This is a genomic window from Clostridium sp. C105KSO13 (assembly GCF_001517425.1).
In the GTDB taxonomy this organism is placed as follows: Bacteria; Bacillota; Clostridia; order Lachnospirales; family Lachnospiraceae; genus Muricomes.
Map to the genome: position 1 here is coordinate 27,219 of NZ_FBWL01000157.1, position 21,150 is coordinate 48,368.

Here is a 21,150-nt window from a genome sequence, read left to right on the forward strand (position 1 = left end):
AAGATATAAATTGAAGATAGATATGAACAAAGATTTTGAAAAGGATTTTAAAAGCACGATATGGAAGGGGCTGGGGGGCATGGAGTTGCTGTCCGCTACAGTTGCACTTTTAACTGCAGGGGCTGTAGCCATTGCAGTTTGGTACTTTACCAGAATTCCTCCTAACGTATGTATATACATGGGCATACCGATAATGTTACCGATTGCGGCAATGGGGTTTGTAAAATATCAGGGCGCATCTTTGTGGGAACTCGTAAAAAACTTCCGATATTTTTTTAAAACCAGTGAATTACCATTTGAAGCAGAGGAACACAAGGAAGATTTACATGTTTTTACAATGGCAAGTCGCAGGAGAAAGGAGAGACGATAGGTGGCAGTATATAACGGAAACAGAGCATTTTCTTCAAAAAAGCAGAAATCAATCCCTGCTGTACCAATACCTAAGAATGTTAAGCAGGCCTTTAATGTAGATCGTGCCTTTAGGAACGGAATATTTAAGATAGAGCCTAAAAGCAGGCAGGCCCTATATGACAGGTGTTATATATTCGAGGATATAAATTATATTAATAAAAATAAGGGTGAACAGAAAACATTTTTACTGGATCTGATGATGTGGCTTAATTCTATTGATGTTGAATTTAAAATTACTTTGGCAAATGAACATCAGAGTATGGAGAACTTTCTGGCAGCCATACGCTCGGAAAAGAACAGAGAGAAGTATCCGGATATCGCACAGGGAATCCGAAAATGGCAGGAAGATAATCTGGATGAAGTAAATCCGAATGTGACTACATTGCGGTATCTTACGGTAACTTGCCGGGCAGATACTGAAGCAAATGCCAGAGTATACTTAAACGCCCTTGAGAGTACAATTTTTGAGGCATTTTCAGGATGGGACAGCCGAATTGAAAAATTATCTGCGGAGGAAAGGCTTTATACATTACAGAAGATCACGCAGCCTGGCAGAGAAGATGAGAAAGAGTATATATCCTCTTTAGATAAGCATAGAGACTGGAAAAATGATGTCCTACCCAGAAGCATAAAACAATATAAGAATTTTATGATCATGGGAGATACTTACGTTTCGATACTTTTTGGTTCTAAGTATCGAAAGACTGTCGACTCCGACACTTTCATTCGCAATCTGTCAAATGTTTCGTACCCGTCGGTTATCACAATGGATTTTGCTCCTGTAGGAACGGAAGTCGTGAACGATAAGCTGATTGCGGCTCAAATGAATAATGATACGGCGATCGCAGGTGAACTTGAACAGAAGAATAAGGCCGGCCAGTTAGTTACACAGCCTTCTTTTCCAAAGAAAAAGCGAAGCAGGGAAATTGAAAACTATATTGACCAGGTAGATGAAAATGATGAAAAGGGTTTTTTTATGAATCTACTGCTCATTATTACAGCTCCGGATGAAGATACATTGGCATCCCGGATCCAGGAAATGCAGGAGCTCGGGAAAAAGGAAGGATGTCTTTTTGAAACCTGTGACTGGAAACAATTGAAAGCGTGGAACACAGCGCTTCCGGTGGGCGGAAGACAGGTAGATTACATGAGGTTTTTCCTTACCTCTTCCTTAGTTGCATTTCAGCCCTATCACGCTCAGGACATCATCGAACCAGGAGGGCAGATGTTAGGATTAAACCTGACTACAAAACGCTTTATCATTGGGAATCGGAAAGGGCTGCCTAATCCACATGGCATTATTGTCGGCTTTTCAGGTTCAGGCAAGTCCATGCTAATAAAGTTGACAGAAGTGTCCCAGACGCTGCTTTCAACATCAGATGACATTGTAATCCTCGATCCGCAAAACGAATTTATGGATATAGTAGAACGGTATAATGGCGTGTATTTTGACCTGACACCCAAAAGCGGAATTTACTTGAATGGATTTGAGGTATCACAGGAAGCATTTCGTAGCACGGGAAAAGTACGCAATGAGTTTATTGCAACGCAAACGGAATATGCTAAAAGTCTCTGTGCAGCCGCTATGAAAAACATTCAGGTCACACAGGAACATGATTCTGTGATAAGCCGTTGTACAGAGCGCATGTTTGAAAAGGTTTTTGAACAGAAAAATCTAAAAAATCAACCAACTCTTATCTGGCTTAGGGAAGAAATCGGTGAGGAGCTAAAAAAGGTGGAAAATCCTCATGATGAGGAGATCATCAGGCCAATCTATAATTGCCTAGAAGAGTATACATCCGGGAGCTGTGACATGCTTGCACATCCTTCAAATATTGAGTTTAACAACCGATTGGTGGGCTTTGGTTTAGCGAACGTGCCGGAAAATAACTGGGAAGCAGTTATGGTCACCATTTTGCATTACCTATCAACCAGAATGGACTATAACAAAAAACTACAGAAAGCAACGCATCTGATCGTGGATGAAGCACAGTACGTATCAAAAAAGCCGGGCTCTGCTGATCAGTTAAATAATGCGGTTCTGACGTTCCGTAAGTTTGGCGGAATTGTAACAATAGCAATGCAGAATGTAACAGCGGCTCTGTCGAATCCTAAGCTGACGGAGCTGTTTCAAAATTGCTCTTACAAATGTTTTCTGGATCAGGGTGGTGTAGATGCAAAGAGTCTTGCTGCCATACAGGAATTAAGTGCAAAGGAATACAAGGCATTAGGTTCCGGGAAAGTAGGCTGCGGGGTAATGGTGTGGAATAAAAGGATAGCATTGTTTAATGCACGGATTGAGAAGGATAATCCTTTGTTTACGCAATATACGACAAACTTTCATGAGGAGGCCGGAAAGAATGTACCGGATTACGGTACGCTGGAGGTAAAAGATTATGTACCGGATTCCGGTACACAGCATGAAATATCTGAGATAAATACTGTCAGGCAGAAAGCCCCAAATACAGATGCTCCTTCCGAAAATGATGAACGGAGAAAACAATATCAGCAGCTATTGCAGATTGCCGAGTTATCTGCAATTGATGTGCAGGATGTAATGGAGGTTCTGCATTTGTCTAAAGACGAAAGCCTGAAACTTCTGACAGACATGGTGGACACGCACCTTCTGATAGCAGATAAGACGGAGGCAGGAAGATACCGAAAGGCGGCCTAATGAAAATCAATGAATCCAAAGATAAGGAATTACAGTTAATAAATGGATCCCTTCAGGTGGCAGGAAAGAGTGTAAAGTTTGCAAAGCAGAATCTTAAAACCCTAAATATGGGGAATGACTTTGATGATGAGGAGGAAGAAGATGAGCATGGAAACCTGAATATAGATCCCAGCTGCTTTATGACAAGACAGGAGGCGGCTCAGTGGAACAGGCTGTCAGATTCCCAAAAGAATAAATTTGTTAAAGATGGTATAAGGGAGGCAGAGAGGTCTTTTAGGGCTAAGAGTAAAGGTAAGACAACAAGCAGATTATTCCAGGAATACCTGCAGGATAAAGAATTAGAAACGGATATGGCGGTTGTTTCTCATCTGCCACAAAGCCATAAAAGCAACAGGGCGGATCGTTATCCAGGAAAGAAAGCGGATATTGGACGGAAAAAAAACGTGCAGCAAAACATCCTTTCTTCACAGATACCTGCCCAAGGTATTACAACACAGGGCGATGCAAGTAAATTTGTAGAATCAGGAGGTCAGGCTGCGTCAAAAATAATCGGAACTGAAACGACAGGTGCGATTGCGGTTCAGGCAAGTGAAGCAGCAGCCACAGGAGGTGTCAATCTTGCTCTGGAAGCAGGAAAAAGGGCAGCGTCAGCCTTCAAAGAATCTATAGAAGCACATGCCGTGGTTGCAGATAAAGCTATATACTCAGCCCAGCAAAAAATGCAGGCAGTAAAAGCGCAGAATAAGGAAATGGGAACGTTGCCCTCGGCTGTAACCTATATTGGTGCCGCTGTGGCCGCTGCTTTTTTATCGGTAGCAGCTGTAATCGTTCAGGCCGCTGTGGCTCTGGTAACCTCTCTACTGGCCGTGCTGGTAACAGTAGCTGTAACCGTTGTTGTTGCGGTCGTTATTGTTGGAGTTCTGGCATCTATAATCGTTGCTATTGTATCTAGTTTAGATAAGACTGGAACGGGTGGTGCAGAGCAGATTGTAAAGGTGGCACTTGCTGAGGAAGGAGTTACAGACGGAACAAAATATTGGACGTATACTATGGGAAATGCTTTTTCAGATGGAAACGCAACACCATGGTGTGCCTGTTTTGTTTCCTGGTGTGCCAATGAATGTGGTTACCTAGATGAGGGTACATTCCCGAAATCAGCATCGGTTGCAACATACCGGAGATTTTTCCGTGAGAAAAATCAACTACATGAAGAGAAAAGCTATATCCCCAAAACTGGGGATTTAATCTTGTTTGGAGCAGATGAACATATAGGAATTGTCCAATATACAGAAGGCGGAAGAGTCATAACAATTGAAGGTAATACATCGGATGCAGTACATAGTAGAAGCTATGAACTTGGCAGCTCCTATATTACAGGATATTGTGCTCCAGAATATCCGGAAGGTGCGCAGATTGTGATACCGGATGGTATGGGAATATATCATACATATATGGGCTGGCAGACTATAACAAGCCCAACCAGCTTACAGTACCAGCTGCGTGAAGCAAGCCGAGAACATTACGATACAGAGGGCTTTGCGAAAATAGACGGGCGCTATGTGATTGCCTGCACAACCACATTTGGTAGCGTTGGTGATTATGTGGATTTCTATAGAGAAGATGGTTCTATCGTTCACACTGTAATCGGAGATATTAAGAACCAGAATGATCCGGGCTGTAACAAATATGGACATGCAGATGGTCAGTGTGTTGTTGAGTATGTAGTACAGAAAAGTACATGGTATCCGATACATGCAAACCCGGGATCATCAGGCTGCCACCCGGAATGGAATTCACGAGTGGTTAAGGCGGTAAAGCTGGGTAAGAATTATTTTAAATAAGTGAAGAAACAGATCGGAGGTTGTAGGAAATGAGACTTAAAAAGAAAGAAATTATTTTCATCAGCAGCATTTTTATATGTCTTATTCTATTTTTCGTTGGCAACGCTTTTTATATAAAAAATTCAGCGCAAAAGGCTGCAAGAAAAGAGACTAAGCAGGAAGTAAAGAAAGCAGCAACAAAAGATACTGGGGAATCAGAGGCGCCGATGAAAAATAAAGAACTCACTTTCGAGGGATTTTCGTTTTTAGAATCCTCTTTTTCTGAGGTACAGACAATAGAGCTGGAGAAAGAGATTACAGATTTTTTATCTCAGGACGTAGCCTATAATTCTGTTACAACAGTCACTTGCAAGGAGGAAGCAGTACAGACTGAAAATAGGATTGAGTTTTACTGTATATTGAATGATGAAAACAGCACTGTCTTACAAGCAATTTATGATAGAAACAGTGAGAAATTCCGATTTTGGACAGAAGTGATTTCCGGCGAGGAAATTGAGCAAAGCTGGGAAGAAAAACAAGATTCCATTATGGGGACAAAAGAATGGGAAGAGGAAGAAAAACTTCCTAGTGAATGGGAATATGAAGATAAGGAGCCTGTACCTGTGGATCTGTCTCAAAAGCAATTGCTGGACGGAAAAATTCCTAAAGAAAATCTTGATTTGCTGGGGGGAAAAATGCTTAAATTCCTACAAGAAAATAGTGAGCTTCGGCGTGAAATTTCAATTCAAAATTCTGTAAAAGAAACAGAAGAAGTAGTAGAGTTTTGGGGCGGATTTGATACGCCAAGACTGGATAAAAAGGAGTTACACATCATATATGATAAAAGTGGAAAGAACTTCCAATTCGCTTTGCAGGAGGACTGAGAATGGGTGATAAAATAAGAGAAAAACTTATGTATGAATATGAAATTTTCTTTCTCGATTGTATGAGGTTAAGCAGGTCGGGAGTATATGCCAGAAGTGGTGAAATTGAATTGAAAAAGCAGCTTATAATCATTCTAAGAAAAAAACTTGTTGAAGATAATATCCCCTATGCAAAACTAATTCAGTTGGACAACATTTTGGAAGAGATATACCGGTATGCAAAGGATTATGAAAACTTAGGACTAAGTCTGGAAAATGTGGTTCAAAAATGGTTAGATGAGATGGGAGTAATTCTGTTTACAGTCGGGAATAGGATTTAATAAGCTGAAATATAAAATACTCTGTAACTGAAATATGTGCTATAATCAGGAAAAGAAAAACAGGAGACAGGATATGGGAGAAATCATTGATTTTATAAAAGGAAACAAAGATTATTTTGAAAATTTTGTTACTCGCAGCACCTATCATTCTAACGGGATTGAAGGGAATACTTTGAGTTATGCGGAAACATATGCTATCATTTTTAATGACAATGAGTTTACAGTAAATGCCAAGCCCAGAGAGTTATATGAAGCAATCAACCATAAATATGCATTAGACTATTTGTTTCATCATGTAGGTGAGCCACTATCGGAAAAGATGATAAAGGATTTAGGACAGATTGTAAATAAAAACATCAATGAGATTGAAGGCTACAGGAAAGAGCCAGTGATGATAAGAGGCGTTGAGCATATTCCGCCTGAGCCGGAAAAAGTCCCACAGGCAATGATGTATTTTGTCTACAATATTTCACATACGGATTATGAAAATATTTTCGTTAAGCTGGCTGATATGCATATCAACTTTGAAAGGATACATCCGTTTTCTGATGGGAATGGAAGAACGGGTAGGCTGTTGTTGAATTATGAATTACTGAGAGAAAATTATGCGCCTATAGTGATTCCAAAAGAGGAGAGAAGTCAGTATTTTCAGATGCTGGCTGCATGTGATTTAAAAGCGATGTCCAGTTATTTCAAAGATTTGGAGACTCGGGAAGTTGAGATTCTGAGAAAATTGGGATTTCAAAAAGACACTTCTCTCAAAAAAGTAAGAGAATCAAATGTAGGCCCAAAGCTATAATAGGGAGGAGCTATTATGCCGATCATAGATAATGAAAATCAAATTCGAGAAATTGAAATGGGATTAAATCTTATAGAAAAGGCAGAGAGTGATCCGCTTATTCAAGAGCCTTTTGCAAAGGATTTTTCTTTACGGTTCTGTTGGAGCAGTAATGCAATTGAGGGAAATACTTTGAATCTGGAAGAAACGGTTTCTGTCATTGAATATGATGAAGTGAGAAGTGGACATACCTATTCGGAGTACCATGAAGCAAAGAACCTGTATCAGGCCATTAGTCAGTTGCTTGTCCCTTTCAAAAAACAAGAAATCACTGAAGATTGGGTGAAAGATGCAAATGGAATCATCTTAGGCAAGAAGAGTGATTATAGAGAAAGCCCTGTATATATCGGGACACTAGTTGAAGCTATATTCTACCCTCCGGACTATGAAGAAATACCTGCATTAATGAAGCAATTTATTGTAGATATTCCATGCGAAGGAAATTCTGTAAAGGAGGTATTGGAGAGAGCAGCAGAGTTTCATATCCGGTTTGAAAGAATTCATCCTTTTCAGGATGGTAATGGAAGAGTTGGCCGGATGATATTGAATCAACAGTTGATCAATCATGGTCTGTTACCATTAGCAATTGAACCGAAAGGAAAATACCGCCAAGCATTCCGGCAATATGACAAAAACAAAGATATTTCCTTGATGACCTACACATTATGTAAGGGAGAGATGGAGTCAATTAATAAGATTCAAGAGCTTGTAAAAAAAAGAAACCAGCAGATTAAGCCCGGCAAAAAGAAGGAATATGTTCCCAAAATGTGAGTTTGACAATTATGAAGGAATCTGCTAAGATGAAGTTGTAAAAAGACACTGCCGATAGGCGGTCAGTCCAGATTTGGGTTTAAAAAAAGTAACCGTGACCTTGACTAGAGGCGGTTACTTTTTTGTTTGATTTATGTAGGCTATTAGAATCGTAACGATGATTCCAAGAATCATCAGAACGGTCGAAAGCATTTCATAATCGCTCATAAAAAGTAGCCTCCTTTCCTAGATTTCTCATGTCAGAGAACTCTATGTAATCAGAGGGTGCAGTCCCTCTGTTGAAGGACCAACCGCCTACCGCTTTTAAGCAGTGCCAGATTCATTTTAGCAAATTTTTTATATTTTCACAAGCGAGAATTCACCCTCAAAAGAGATGGTAACATTAGAGGGAAGTTTTAGCTAACAAACAGTGGCTGCAGGAAGCAAAAAGAGTTTCAAAACACAGACAGAACTCCTTGGCATTTAATGCTCCAGGGGTTTTTATATGTGGAAAGTAGATGGCTTTCCGCAACTATTTTATTTACCATATTATATATATCGGGGTCTTAGGGTGCTCCCTAACAAGATTTGGCATTATGTTTAACATAATGCGTATCTTGCCAAATCCCAAAGGGATTTGCAATACAAAGAGCAATACGTTTTCACAGAAAGTGAAATACAAATAGCAATACAGTGAAAACAGAGGTGAAATACAAATAGCAATACATTTGAATCAGGGTGGAATACACAAAGCAATACATCTGAATCAGAGTGAAATACATACAGCAATACACTATATCGGAGTGAAATACAAATAGCAATACAGTGCGTTGGAGCAAAAAAAATATAGGTACCCTAAAGTAACCTTGTTTTCCCTTGTACAAAATGTTATTGTAAAAAGGGAAAAAAGATAGAAACATCTGTTTTGAAAACAGGTGTTTTTTTTGCGCCTGGATATAGGAAAGGAGAAGACAATCAATGAGCAAGAAAATATCACGGACTTATAGGCTGACAAAAGAGGCACTTTCCATAATTGAAAATCGTGATACAAGTAAATATCCTAATGCCAATGATTTTATTGAGATGAGAATTATGGATCTACCAGATGAAGAAATGAGCAATAAAATACTCCTAGAGCTTAAACAGATACGTCTGGAGATAGAATCGTTAAAAGAGACCTTAAATACTTTAGGAGTAAATAAGGGGTCGGAAGAGAACATTTTCGACCTGCCTGTTACACCAACCATTTAAAAGAAAAGGAGCATAATAAAATGACATTAGATCAATTAAGAATCCAGTTAAAGAAAACAGAAAATGAGCTTAAAAAAAATGAAGAGAAGAAAAAGGACCTGCTTGGCAAAAAAACGGAAATTGAATTGCAGATTGCGCAGCTAGAAGCTGAAAAAGCTGAAAAGGTGCTCACAATCATAAAAGATAATTTCGGGGAAGTTGATGAGAATAATCTTGAGCTCTTCCAAAAGGTAATGGAGGGTCAGTCAAAAGAAATTTTAAGACAGAAAGAAATGCTGGAGCATGGTGTGACGTCAGGGGTTTGATAAGGGGGTAGAGTGATTGATTAACCGGAATGTTATTATTGGTGTTCGTTTGACGCAGAAAGAATATGAGTACTTATGTAAGAAAGCAAAACAGGATCCTGATACACGTTATAAAAACGGTGATAAAAACCTTTCCGGTTATATAAGAAACTATGTTTTAAAAGGAGCCGGATACGGAGATATCCATATTCGAAAAGAAATTGAAAATATGGCATACCAGATACGTAAGATTGGTGTAAATATCAATCAGGCTACAAGGAAAATCAATAGCGGATATGGTACAGCAAAGGCAGTATCGGAACTGCAGGCTGACATGGCTCATCTTACTAAAAGCTTTGACGAATTTATTGATAAAATCACATTGGAGGGAGGCACATTGTGGCAATAACCAAGCTGATGAACATTAAGACAAGCAGTTATGGTGCCGGCAGACATTTGTACAACTCAATACAATATATTTTAAATCCGGAAAAGACTAAGGGCGGCCTTTTGGTGGGCGGCAATACTGGTGCTGTGTGCGATGAAGTATATGAGGTCATGATGGAGACAAAAAGAGTCTGGGACAAGATGGATGGAAGGCAGGGATACCATTTTGTTATCAGCTGGAAGCCAGGAGAAATCGAAGAGGAAAATGCCGTCCAGATTATAAAAGAATTTTGTGAAGAATATTTAGGAGAAGAGTATGATTATGTGTTTAGTGTACACGATGATCATGCACATATGCACGGGCATATTGTTTTCAATTCTGTCAGAAGAACAGACGGCTATAAATATCGTTATATCAAAGGCGATTGGGAAAAGTTCATCCAGCCTATCACTGATAAAGTGTGTATGAGTCATGGCCTTCCTAAGTTAGAATATGGGTCTAATCGTAAGGGGAAATCTTATGGTGAATGGTATAGCGAGAAGAATGGCAAAACCACGGGAATAAAAATTATTAAAGCCGATATTGATTCAGCTATTACCAGATCGGATTCTTACTCTTCCTTTTTGAGCGTGATGGGAAAATTTGGGTACAAAATAGAACCACGACTCATAGGCGGAGTACCCGAACTTGCACTGACAGCTCCGGGGCAGGAAAGAGCAAGAAGAACAAACAAATTGGGAGCGGGATATAGGCTTAAGGACATCAAGGAGCGTATTGGAAAAGTGAAGTTTAGAATTGAGGCTCCAAAGCTACCGGCAGTAAAAAGCTGCACTATGAAATTTACGGTTAAGAAATTACCTCAGGCGTCCCGATACCAGGTACGAAAGGTCCGTGAAATCTATAAAGTACAAACCTTTTATACACGAAAGAATCCTTTTTTGGTCAACCAGTCTAACATCCGAAAAAATATGCGGCAGATTGAAAAGCTTACAGGCGATTGCCGTTATTTGCTACGAATGAAGATTAAAAATGAATCTGAGTTGACGCAGCGAGAAGAACTACTGAAAAAAGAAGAAAGGACCTTGAAAAATCAGCGATCAGCTTTAATATCAGCTGCACATGTTCTGGAAGATGATAAAGAATATGCGGAGTATCTGAAACTGCAACAGGAATTACAGGAGATATCTGAATGGGATGATCGCTTTGAAGATGTGCAGGATGCGTTGGAGGCACTGGAAGAAAAACTGCCTTTGGGAGAAGAAACTATCGAAGCAGATACTACCAAGATAAAGGATCAGTTGGAGTCAATAAGAAAGGAAAAAAATATCATCCGGCGTATAAAGAAAAGGGATGGTGAATTGCAGATAATAGAGCGTCAGGAACGAATAAATATTTTGCCCACTGCAGAGCAGATTATGGAGAAAGCGAGAGGAGAAAAAAAATGGCAGAAGATACAAACCCAGAAGAAATCAGACCAGAAGAAAGGGTAAAAAAACAGCAGCTTGCAATTGCATCAAGCATGAAAGTGGAGAAAGCTGTGTTGTATGTTTTAAACACTGTAGCTGACTGGCATGTTCGGGAATGGCTATATATTTGTGCAGTAGATGGTATGCCGGCAGAACAACTGAAAAATTTTGCTGAGACAAAAACAAATGTTTTGGAAATTAAGAAAGAACGCATGGTTTTTCTGAGAGATAGATATGTACAGACAGATCCGCTGCAGTTGAAAATTGAAACACTGCAAAAGGAAGTTCAGGAGGTCTGCCAGGAAAGCAGACAGGCCCGGTCTACAATAGAAAATGGTTTAGAGGATGCTTTAAAGAAGCAGGCCCAGGCGCAGACTGAAACTATCCATGTAAAAGATGAAATAATTGCAATGCTGAAAAATCAGGTTCTGGATTTACAGGAGGACAGGAAAGCGTTTCCATCTGAAAAAGAAATTGTACCGAAATCCGGTACAGATAATACAGTGTTAGAAGCTCTGGATGTTGGTGCAAAAACATTACATAGAACAAAGAAAAAATCTGGTGCAGGACAACTCCTGTCTCTCATACGCCGGAATGCGGAAACAAAGAAATTTATTGAACGTTACATACAAAGTGACAAGATGTCCACAGAGCAGACGAATTTTCTACTTGACTGTCTGGAAGAGGGAATGAGTGTTAAGGATATAGAGGCCTTTGCAGCTCCTGGGCTTTCGCTTGAGATGATGAGTCGTCTTAAGAAATTTAGCCAAAAGGATTACGGGGAGGAATGAGCGGATGAATACCCAAAAAGAGATACAGGAGATATTTGCAGATTATAAGATGTACATTGCAGGCAAAGGCTGCTCCAGGGAAGCACTGCTCGAAAAACACAATAACCACCCACTTCTATTAAGCATGTTGGCCTCCCCAGAGAACATGATTGAGGGGGGCTTGGAGGATGCTGTGAGCGAAATGTCCGACATCTATCTAAAATATTCTGGCAGGAAACTACGGGATGAAGAGTGGGAGGCTATTTTGGAAGCAGCCAATAATATCTCCGTTAAGGTGGACGATAACAAATGGTGCAGGGATACATTGGTTGAGCTGCTTGATGTTTTGGAAGACGGGGAAAAAGAACCGGATACTTTAGAAGAATCTCAGCTGTCTCTTCCATATGTAAATTATGAAGAACAGAAGTGGGATATCCAGACTGAGATGCATTTAGCAAGGCAGGGGAATGTTTTAGCATATGGTACAGTAACAATCGATAACTGCATTAAATTTCCTGTGCAATTAAGAAAATATAAGGATGAAAAAAGTGGGGAAGAAAAAAGTTTTTTAAGTTATCCTAGAAGATTGGTCAAGGGACAGTGGGAAGACACAGTGCATCCGGAGCGAGAACTGCATAAGAAAATTACGGCTTCTGCCGGCAATGCAATTAAGAAAGAGCTTGCTAAGGATATGTATCTGCCGGAGGTGGATGTTGTTTCTGTTACGCCTGTTACCCCTAAAAATATAGCCGGTGCAAAGGCGGTAATATGTGGCTTGGCGACTGTAAAGATAAGTGGACTTACCATTCATGGGATTACAATCAAGCAGAGCGAAAAGGGCCTTTTTATAAATATGCCACAATATCAAAATGATACAGGATATAAGGATATTGTATATGGAACATCCAAAGCAATACAACAGAAAATGGAAAAAGCAATCTTAAGTGTGTATAAAGACAAAATAAAAACAGCTACGCCTTTGAAAACAGTAAATAAGGTATTGTAAAACCCGTTTTATAAATGGAGAGCTACTCAGAACATAGAATTTATTACTTATGAAGGAGGTACATATATTTGGCAGGAAAATTTGAATATATATCTAAACTGGCCGATAAAACAGCAAAAAATATTATTAAAAATGAGGCTGCATGGAAGCAGTATCTGGACACAGCTGCAAGGCTTTATAAGTATCCATTTCAGGAACAACTGTTAATCTATGCTCAACGACCGAATGCTGCAGCTTGTGCAAGTATTGAAATCTGGAACGGTAAAATGAACTGCTGGGTAAATAAAGGAGCTACCGGAATCGCTCTAATCGATGAAGAGTCACCATATCCAAAATTAAAGTATGTATTTGATGTGGCCGATGTACATAAGGCCAAGCGTATAGGACGTACTCCGTATCTTTGGAAAATGCGGGAGGAACATGCAGATGCAATCATAGCTCGTTTGGAAAACATCTATGGCAGCACGGATCAGTCACACGGGTTTCCTGATAGATTGTTGGAAATAGCAGAGAGGATTGCCTATGATTGCTATGAGGACGCTGCGGATGATATGGCTTATCTGACGCAGGGCAGCTTTTTAGAAGAATTGGATGAACATTCGTTACAGGTTCGCTTGAGAGATACGCTGCAGGCGAGTATTGCTTACACTTTGTTGTCACGATGCGGAGTAGAACCAGATATCTATGCAGATGAAATGAATTTCCAATACATTTCTGACTTCAATTCGGTTCCGGTGTTGTCACAGCTTGGCACCAGCATCACCGAACAGTGCAAACCTGTATTAATGGAAATAGGCAAGACCATACATGCATATGATTTGGAAATATCTAAAAAAAGTATTGCAAATACTACAAACCAGAGCTATAATGCTTTAAAGCGTGAAAGTGAAGGGCGGCAGCCTATTTTAAGAAAAACACCACATCTATTGGAAGGACAAAGGCAGGAGGAGAAGGAGGAAGAAAATAATGAGCGAAGAATTGATGTATCAGAAGAACGGAGATTATTACATTCCGAATATCAAAATGGACGAACAGCCACAGACAGACTTAACAAAATACGGGCTGATGAGAAAGAATTATCTGAAGGAATACAAGAAAGGAATCTATTCGGGGATGCTGCTGGAAGGCAAACTGATGGAACATTTGTTGGAGGTTCAGGAAGCAGCGGATCAGCGAATGGAAATGTTGACGAACCAGATGGCAAAGACAGCGGGAGTGGACGAGGAGCTAAAAAGCATGGATCAGATGCGTTGGGTACAGATGATGAACAATATCAGACAGTCGGCGGAGGAAATAATTTTAGAGGAACTGATCTACAATTAAAGACTGAGGATATAAAAAAATCGGACAGTAGTGTACTGCCCGATTTTTTTGACCATTTCGACCGGCAGAATGAGGAGGTCGATGAATATCAGCAGATTAGTCTTTTTCCGAGTATGGACGAACAGGTTGGAAACATCACTTTAGATCATGCTGATGACTTATTTGCTTTGTCCATGGAAAATTTGATATCTGATGAAATGATAGATTATGTACTGCTAAGTGGAGGCGGAGAGAGTAATAGCAGATCCAGAATCTTTTCAAAATATCAAAAGGGATTAGACCACAAAACTATGACAGGATTTTTGAAACGTGAATACCGGTTAGGGGGGAAAGGCTTTACTTTTGAGAAGGATCCTCTTTGTGTTTGGTATGAAGAAAAGAGTATGAACTTTTCAAGGGGAACGTCAGCGAGATATACTCCAATGCGGACTCTGACATGGGCGGAGGTGGAACAACGTACCTACGATCTGATTAATTCAGGAAGATACATGGATGAAGCAGAACTATGGCAGGTGCCGCTACGAGAGAAAGAAGAACTTTCTTCTAAAATATATTTCTTCTTTCGTGACGAATATGGATCTCTTCCGGCAAATGTTACAAAGCAGCCATATAGTTATCCGGAAGCCCAGGCTGAAATCATAGAACACCTGTCTACTATGGATGGAATTAACCGCATTTTACAAGAGTTAGACAAAGCTATGGATAAATTAAGCAGTGGGGAGGTTGAACCACAGATTAGGCTAATATATCGGCCAGAGAACATCCGGGAATCCGTAAAAGAATTAACAAGAAAACCAGTTTCCTTTCCTATTGCAGCATCAATTGATATACCTGAAGAAACTTTTATTACGCAGGATGAGATTGATTATACTTTGAGCAGAGGAAGCAGATTTGAAAACGGGCTTTTTAGAATCTATGAATATTTTTTAGATAGTCATGATAAGGTAGAACAGGCATCCTTTTTAAAGCATGAATATGGAATAGGTGGCTTCTCAGGTGCTTTAGCAGGCGCAACATCCAGTTTTGCTGACTATAATTCAAAAGGGTTTCAGTTAAAAAAGGGAAGTATTTGTGACCCAACTGCAGAAGTACTATTTGCCTGGCCCAAGGTTGCGGAGAGAGTTCAGAAGCTGATTGATACTGACCGCTTTTTAACTCCTCAGAAAAAGGAGCAATATGAAAAGTGGAAAAATGCGAAAGAACAAGAAAAAGTAATTATTTCGGATTCACAATCAAAAATAGATGAAGAAGCAAAGGATCTTGAGCAGATACAAGAAGGACGTAGTATTTCTCATTCAGAAGAACAACAAATACAAAGATATCAGTACAAGATTCATAATGATTCATTGGGAGTAGGTACACCGAAAGAGAAATTTCAAGCAAATATAAATGCAATCCAGATTTTGAAACAATGTGAGGCAATGAAACGCTACGCTACAAAGGAAGAACAGGAAATCCTGTCTGGGTATGTTGGCTGGGGCGGATTATCTGAAGCTTTTGATGAAACTAAATCTTCTTGGAGCAAAGAATATTATGAATTAAAAAACATATTGACGGCGGAAGAATACCGCTCAGCCCGGGAGTCCACATTGACAGCGTTTTATACGCCGCCCGTTGTTATACGCTTTATGCACCAGACCTTGGAAAACATGGGTTTAAAGACGGGAAATCTTTTAGAACCTTGTTGTGGTATTGGAAATTTTTTCGGGATGATGCCAGAAGGACTTTCCCATTGTAAAACCTATGGAGTAGAACTGGATAGTATATCGGGAAGGATTGCAGCTCAGCTATATCAGAAATCTCAAATCATGGTACAAGGTTTTGAAAAAACTAATTTTCCGGACAGTTTCTTCGATGCAGCGATTGGAAATGTTCCTTTTGGACAGTTTAAGGTTACGGATAAACGTTATGACAAGCACAATTTTCTTATCCATGATTATTTCTTTGCAAAAACATTGGACAAGCTAAGAACTGGCGGTGTAATTGCATTTACTACATCTTCTGGAACAATGGATAAGAAAAATCCTGCTGTTAGAAAATATATTGCACAGAGAGCAGAACTTGTAGGGGCTGTTCGTTTGCCAAACACCGTATTTAAACAGAATGCAGGAACTGAAGTAACTTCTGATATCTTGTTTTTTCAAAAACGAGATCGTGTAATGGATCTGGAGCCTGAATGGGTGCATCTGGGAGAGAATGAGAATAATATTTCCATGAATCAGTATTTTATCACTCATCCGGAGATGATCCTTGGAAAAATGGAACTGGTGTCCGGTCCTTACGGAATGGAGGCTACCTGCAGTCCATTGGAGGGAAAAACACTTGCTGAGCAGCTCTCAGAAGTAATAAGCAGTATTCATGCAACTATTGAAGATGCTGGTTTATATGAATTGGATACTGAATTGGAAAAAGCAGCGATTCCGGCAGATCCTGACGTTAAGAATTATAGTTATACCATTATGGATGGCGATGTGTACTACAGGGAAGATTCTGTAATGAAGCCTTTGGAGAGGGCAGACTCCTTGGTTGAGAGAATCAAGGGAATGGTTGCTCTTCGCAATGCTACTCAGACTGTAATTAATTATCAATTAGAGGAATACGATGATTCTGCTATAAAAGAAAAGCAGTCAGAGCTATCTGATCTGTATGATAATTTCATAAAACAGTTTGGTCTGATAAACTCTCATACTAATAAGCGGGCATTTAATCAGGATTCTAGTTATTGTTTACTTTGTTCCCTGGAAGTATTGAATGAAGATGGTACGCTAAATAGGAAAGCAGATATGTTTACCAAGCGCACAATAAAAAGACGGGAAGCCATTACCTCAGTGGATACTCCGACAGAAGCTTTGGCTCTTTCATTGAATGAGAAGGGCAATGTAGACATTAGATATATGGCTTTCCTGTTAGGAGACTCCGAAAATACTGATAGAGTGATAAAAGGACTTAGCAGTGTTATCTTTAAAGATCCATTGAGTGACCTGGATGATCTCAATTCGGGCTGGATGACAGGAGATGAATACCTGTCTGGAAACGTTCGTGAAAAACTGGAGATTGCCAAACTATGTGCAGAGAATCATCCAGAATATTCAATTAATGTCACAGCATTAGAACAAGTACAGCCTAAAACGCTGGATGCATCAGAGATTGAAGTGCGGCTAGGTGCAACATGGGTAGACACCGAATATGTTAATGACTTTATGCATGAAATATTTGGGACACCACAGAACAAAATTGATAGAGGCCTTATCGGAGTACAATATTCTGAAACCAGTGGTCAGTGGAATATTAAAGGGAAAGGTGTTGATTTTGGCAATCCGCTAACAGAGACTACTTACGGGACTGGAAGGGCCAATGCTTATAAAATATTGGAAGATTCTTTGAACTTACGTGATAGTCGTATCTTTGATACTGTCATAGAAGATGGCAAAGAAAAACGTGTACTTAATAAAAAGGAAACTATGTTGGTAAGTCAGAAGCAGGAAACAATAAGAGAAGCCTTTAGGGGGTGGATATTTCAGGATATTAATCGGAGAGAAGTACTTTGCGAAAGATACAATGAAATTTTCAATTCTAACAGACCAAGAGAATACGATGGAAATCATCTGACTTTTCCTGGAATGGCGCCTAATATTACCTTGCGTACTCATCAGAAAAATGCAGTAGCGCACCAACTTTATGGAAATAACACACTACTTGCACATTGTGTGGGGGCAGGTAAAACATATGAAATGGCGGCGGCAGCAATGGAGAGTAAGCGGTTAGGATTGGCACAAAAGTCATTATTTGTAGTTCCAAATCATCTGACCGGGCAATGGGCCAGTGAGTTTTTAACACTATATCCGGGAGCAAACATTTTGGCGGCAACAAAAAGGGACTTCGAGCCTGCCAATCGGAAGAAGTTCTGTTCACGTATAGCTACAGGAGATTACGATGCAGTTATTATCGGCCACAGTCAATTTGAAAAAATCCCATTATCTAAAGAACGCCAGGCAATGATGATAGAACACCAGATAGATGAGATTACAATGGAAATTGAAAGTCTAAGGGCACATCAAGGAGAACGTTATACTATTAAACAGATGGAAAAGACAAAAAAATCTTTGTCTACACGGTTGGAGCGGTTAAATGATAATTCAAGAAAGGACGATGTTGTTACCTTTGAGCAGTTAGGAGTGGACAGGCTTTTTGTGGATGAGAGTCATAACTATAAAAATTTGTTTCTATATACCAAGATGAGAAATGTAGCCGGCGTTGCACAGACAGAGGCACAGAAATCCTCTGATATGTTTGCTAAGTGTCAGTATATGGATGAATTAACTGGTGGAAAAGGAATAACCTTTGCTACGGGGACGCCAATAAGCAATTCTATGACAGAACTTTATACTAATATGAGATATCTTCAATATAGTACATTGCAGAGATTAGGGCTGGGTCATTTTGACAGCTGGGCGGCGTCATTTGGTGAAACTGTTACGGCGGTCGAACTTGCTCCGGAGGGGACGGGATACAGGGCAAAGACCAGATTTGCAAAGTTCTTTAATCTGCCGGAACTGATTTCTATTTTCAAGGAATCTGCTGATATTCAGACACCGGACATGCTGGATCTGCCAGTGCCTGAGGCCATATATGAAAATGTGGTGTTGGAGCCTAGTGAATATCAACGTGAAATGGTACAAAGCCTTGCTGTTCGGGCGGAGGATGTACGTAACGGTAGCATAGATGCCACTGTAGACAACATGTTAAAGATAACCAATGACGGCAGGAAACTTGCTCTAGATCAGAGATTGATCAATGATATGCTGCCGGATGATGAAAACTCGAAAGTTAGTGCCTGTGTAAATAAATCGTATCAGATATGGGAGCAGACAAAAGAGAATAAATCCGCCCAGCTTATATTCTGCGACCTGTCTACTCCTAAGGGGAAAACGAAGGTAGAAATAGCTGGTAATACTATAGAAGCGGATATTTTTGAAAATGTCTATGTAGATATAAAAAAGAAACTGATTGCGAGGGGTGTACCGGAAAAAGAGATTGCATTCATCCATGAGGCAAATACAGAGTTGAGAAAAGCGGAGTTGTTCGCAAAAGTAAGAAGCGGGCGGGTCCGTTTTTTGCTTGGATCAACCGCCAAAATGGGCGCTGGGACCAACGTGCAGGACAGTCTGATTGCAGAACATCATCTTGATGTGCCCTGGCGGCCCTCAGACATTGAGCAGAGGGAAGGGAGAATTATCCGGCAGGGGAATCAGAATGAAAAAGTATACGTTTATCGCTATGTGACAGAAGGCACCTTTGATACCTATAGTTGGCAAGTTATCGAAAATAAACAGAAATTTATATCTCAGATTATGACCAGTAAATCGCCGGTTCGGAGTTGTGATGATATTGATGAAGCCAGTTTAACTTATGCTGAGGTCAAAGCATTGGCTACGGGAAATCCTTTTATCAAAGAAAAAATGGATCTGGATATACAGGTATCGAAATTGAAATTGTTAAAATCCAACCATACCAGTCAGATGTATCATTTGGAAGATAATATTGTAAAGTATTACCCAAAGAAAATCAGTACATTAAAGGAAAAGATTTCTGGATATCAGGCTGACATGGAACGTTATAAAAAGGCTGCTCCTTCTGAAAAAGATTCTTTTTCCATGAAGATTGGAGAACGTGTGTATACAGATAAGAAGGAAGCCGGTACTGCTCTTCTTGCTTTCTGTAAACAGGTCAAAACCCCAAACGTTGTAACGCCAATTGGTGAATATATGGGGTATAAGATGAGCGTGGAGTTTGACACTTTTTATCATAAATACACGTTGAACCTGAAAGGTGAATTAACCCACTCCCTGGAGATAGGCACGGATGTTCTTGGCAACTTAAGCCGTATAACCAATACATTGGGCGCTATGGAGAAGAAATTGGATCAGGCACAGGAAAACTTGAGTAATGCGGAAAAGCAGCTTGCAAGCGCTAAAGATGAGGTTACAAGACCATTTCTTCAGGAAGACGAACTGAACCGGATGCAGGAACGTTTATCTGAATTAAACGCCTTGTTGAACATAGATAAAAGTACTACAAATAAAAAATTAGTAGATCAAGTAAGGGAAAGGACGGATTATAATATGGGAGAAAATATTGAAAATATTGAAGTTCCTGAAAGTTGGAGTATTGTTGAAACGACGAACAATGAGTACATTTTGTCACATACCGGCGATGAAGTTCTAAGAGGGTCCAGGGATGATATGGAGTCCGCTGTGGGCCGTATCCACAAAGCGAAAGAAAACGAGGGAAAGTTTGGACAGCTTATTCACACAATCAGAGAAAGTAAAAATTATGATATGGAATCTCTCTCCAGCATGGTATTGATTGCCAGCAATGAATTGAAAGCCATTGAGGCAGGCCTTATTTATCCGGATAGAGACACCTTGCAGTTATTTGGCAATATTTTTAGTGTATTCGCCAATGAATTGGAAAGCGGAAATATTGTCCCTAAAAAGTCCAGGGAAGACTTAAATCAGGCTCTCCATGATATAAGTGGGTATGTAACAGAGATTAAGAATGATAATAATTATTTCTCAAAATTTATGGAAAAACACGGGATAGAGCCTGAAAGAAGCATGGTCCATGATCTAAAACGAGATAGCGGAGAAGTTAATAAATCTGTTAGGGAATATTATGTGATAGATGATCAAGTAACTGGTCAAACTGTTGCAGATAGGAATGGACAGGAGATACAAGCTGAGAGCCGGGAAGAGGCAGAAGGAATTGCAGAATCATTAAGTAATGAAATGACAGAGATAGGAGAAGAAGTGGGGACGGTCAATGAAACTAAAGATATAGGTAAACCGACAAATGAGAAGCGCCCTTCTCCACTTGCACCCAGGATATAGGAGGAACATTTTATGGAGAATAAAATGAATTCCGGCCCTCCCCGTTTATTCGTAGATATGGATGGAACACTAGCT

General features: G+C 39.9%; 15 protein-coding genes. All 15 read left to right on the forward strand.

Annotated elements, in window-relative coordinates; genetic code table 11:
- Positions 1 to 10 precede the first annotated feature (10 nt).
- Positions 11 to 370 (forward strand): PrgI family protein, encoded by a 360-nt coding sequence (locus BN3456_RS05540; RefSeq protein WP_089983148.1) that lies wholly within the window; start codon positions 11 to 13, stop codon positions 368 to 370.
- Entirely contained in the window at positions 371 to 3,085 is a 2,715-nt protein-coding gene (locus BN3456_RS05545) for a VirB4-like conjugal transfer ATPase, CD1110 family (protein ID WP_089983149.1), read from the forward strand.
- A complete protein-coding gene (locus tag BN3456_RS05550) occupies positions 3,085 to 4,926 on the forward strand; it encodes a CHAP domain-containing protein (protein WP_089983150.1) in 1,842 nt (613 codons plus the stop codon). The genes BN3456_RS05545 and BN3456_RS05550 overlap by 1 nt, the downstream gene beginning before the upstream one ends.
- Before the next feature lie 29 nt (positions 4,927 to 4,955).
- Positions 4,956 to 5,789, forward strand: coding sequence for a hypothetical protein (locus BN3456_RS05555; RefSeq protein WP_089983151.1), 834 nt, complete (start codon positions 4,956 to 4,958; stop codon positions 5,787 to 5,789).
- A gap of 2 nt (positions 5,790 to 5,791) precedes the next feature.
- Positions 5,792 to 6,109 (forward strand): hypothetical protein, encoded by a 318-nt coding sequence (locus tag BN3456_RS05560; RefSeq protein ID WP_089983152.1) that lies wholly within the window; start codon positions 5,792 to 5,794, stop codon positions 6,107 to 6,109.
- Positions 6,110 to 6,182: 73 nt separating this feature from the next.
- Positions 6,183 to 6,908: a Fic family protein gene (locus BN3456_RS05565; RefSeq protein ID WP_176699108.1), complete on the forward strand. Its 726-nt coding sequence runs from the start codon at positions 6,183 to 6,185 to the stop codon at positions 6,906 to 6,908.
- Positions 6,909 to 6,923: 15 nt separating this feature from the next.
- The gene (locus BN3456_RS05570; protein WP_089983154.1) at positions 6,924 to 7,718 is read left to right on the forward strand and encodes a Fic family protein; all 795 of its coding nucleotides are present in this window, start codon (positions 6,924 to 6,926) and stop codon (positions 7,716 to 7,718) included.
- A gap of 957 nt (positions 7,719 to 8,675) precedes the next feature.
- Positions 8,676 to 8,948, forward strand: a complete 273-nt coding sequence (locus BN3456_RS05575; protein ID WP_089983155.1) for a hypothetical protein — start codon at positions 8,676 to 8,678, stop codon at positions 8,946 to 8,948.
- Positions 8,949 to 8,968: 20 nt separating this feature from the next.
- On the forward strand, positions 8,969 to 9,253 hold the full coding sequence (locus BN3456_RS05580) for a hypothetical protein (protein WP_089983156.1): 285 nt from the start codon (positions 8,969 to 8,971) through the stop codon (positions 9,251 to 9,253).
- A gap of 16 nt (positions 9,254 to 9,269) precedes the next feature.
- Entirely contained in the window at positions 9,270 to 9,641 is a 372-nt protein-coding gene (mobC, locus tag BN3456_RS05585; RefSeq protein ID WP_089983157.1) for a plasmid mobilization relaxosome protein MobC, read from the forward strand.
- Positions 9,632 to 11,110, forward strand: a complete 1,479-nt coding sequence (locus tag BN3456_RS05590) for a relaxase/mobilization nuclease domain-containing protein (RefSeq protein ID WP_089983158.1) — start codon at positions 9,632 to 9,634, stop codon at positions 11,108 to 11,110. The genes mobC and BN3456_RS05590 overlap by 10 nt, the downstream gene beginning before the upstream one ends.
- A complete protein-coding gene (locus BN3456_RS05595) occupies positions 11,062 to 11,877 on the forward strand; it encodes a hypothetical protein (protein WP_089983159.1) in 816 nt (271 codons plus the stop codon). The genes BN3456_RS05590 and BN3456_RS05595 overlap by 49 nt, the downstream gene beginning before the upstream one ends.
- A gap of 4 nt (positions 11,878 to 11,881) precedes the next feature.
- Positions 11,882 to 12,862, forward strand: coding sequence for a septation protein SpoVG family protein (locus tag BN3456_RS05600; protein WP_089983160.1), 981 nt, complete (start codon positions 11,882 to 11,884; stop codon positions 12,860 to 12,862).
- 1,023 nt (positions 12,863 to 13,885) lie between these two features.
- A complete protein-coding gene (locus BN3456_RS16230; RefSeq protein ID WP_334159672.1) occupies positions 13,886 to 14,185 on the forward strand; it encodes a TnpV protein in 300 nt (99 codons plus the stop codon).
- 3,620 nt (positions 14,186 to 17,805) lie between these two features.
- The gene (locus tag BN3456_RS16235; RefSeq protein WP_242862815.1) at positions 17,806 to 21,075 is read left to right on the forward strand and encodes a DEAD/DEAH box helicase family protein; all 3,270 of its coding nucleotides are present in this window, start codon (positions 17,806 to 17,808) and stop codon (positions 21,073 to 21,075) included.
- Positions 21,076 to 21,150 lie beyond the last annotated feature (75 nt).

Excerpts from the sequence above, each read along its gene's own strand:
- BN3456_RS05550 (WP_089983150.1), top strand. The coding sequence starts at position 3,085 with ATGAAAATCAATGAATCCAAAGATAAGGAATTACAGTTAATAAATGGA.
- BN3456_RS05555 (WP_089983151.1), top strand. The coding sequence starts at position 4,956 with ATGAGACTTAAAAAGAAAGAAATTATTTTCATCAGCAGCATTTTTATA.
- BN3456_RS05560 (WP_089983152.1), top strand. The coding sequence starts at position 5,792 with ATGGGTGATAAAATAAGAGAAAAACTTATGTATGAATATGAAATTTTC.
- BN3456_RS05565 (WP_176699108.1), top strand. The coding sequence starts at position 6,183 with ATGGGAGAAATCATTGATTTTATAAAAGGAAACAAAGATTATTTTGAA.
- BN3456_RS05570 (WP_089983154.1), top strand. The coding sequence starts at position 6,924 with ATGCCGATCATAGATAATGAAAATCAAATTCGAGAAATTGAAATGGGA.
- BN3456_RS05575 (WP_089983155.1), top strand. The coding sequence starts at position 8,676 with ATGAGCAAGAAAATATCACGGACTTATAGGCTGACAAAAGAGGCACTT.
- BN3456_RS05580 (WP_089983156.1), top strand. The coding sequence starts at position 8,969 with ATGACATTAGATCAATTAAGAATCCAGTTAAAGAAAACAGAAAATGAG.
- BN3456_RS05595 (WP_089983159.1), top strand. The coding sequence starts at position 11,062 with ATGGCAGAAGATACAAACCCAGAAGAAATCAGACCAGAAGAAAGGGTA.
- BN3456_RS05600 (WP_089983160.1), top strand. The coding sequence starts at position 11,882 with ATGAATACCCAAAAAGAGATACAGGAGATATTTGCAGATTATAAGATG.
- BN3456_RS16230 (WP_334159672.1), top strand. The coding sequence starts at position 13,886 with ATGGACGAACAGCCACAGACAGACTTAACAAAATACGGGCTGATGAGA.
- BN3456_RS16235 (WP_242862815.1), top strand. The coding sequence starts at position 17,806 with ATGGCGCCTAATATTACCTTGCGTACTCATCAGAAAAATGCAGTAGCG.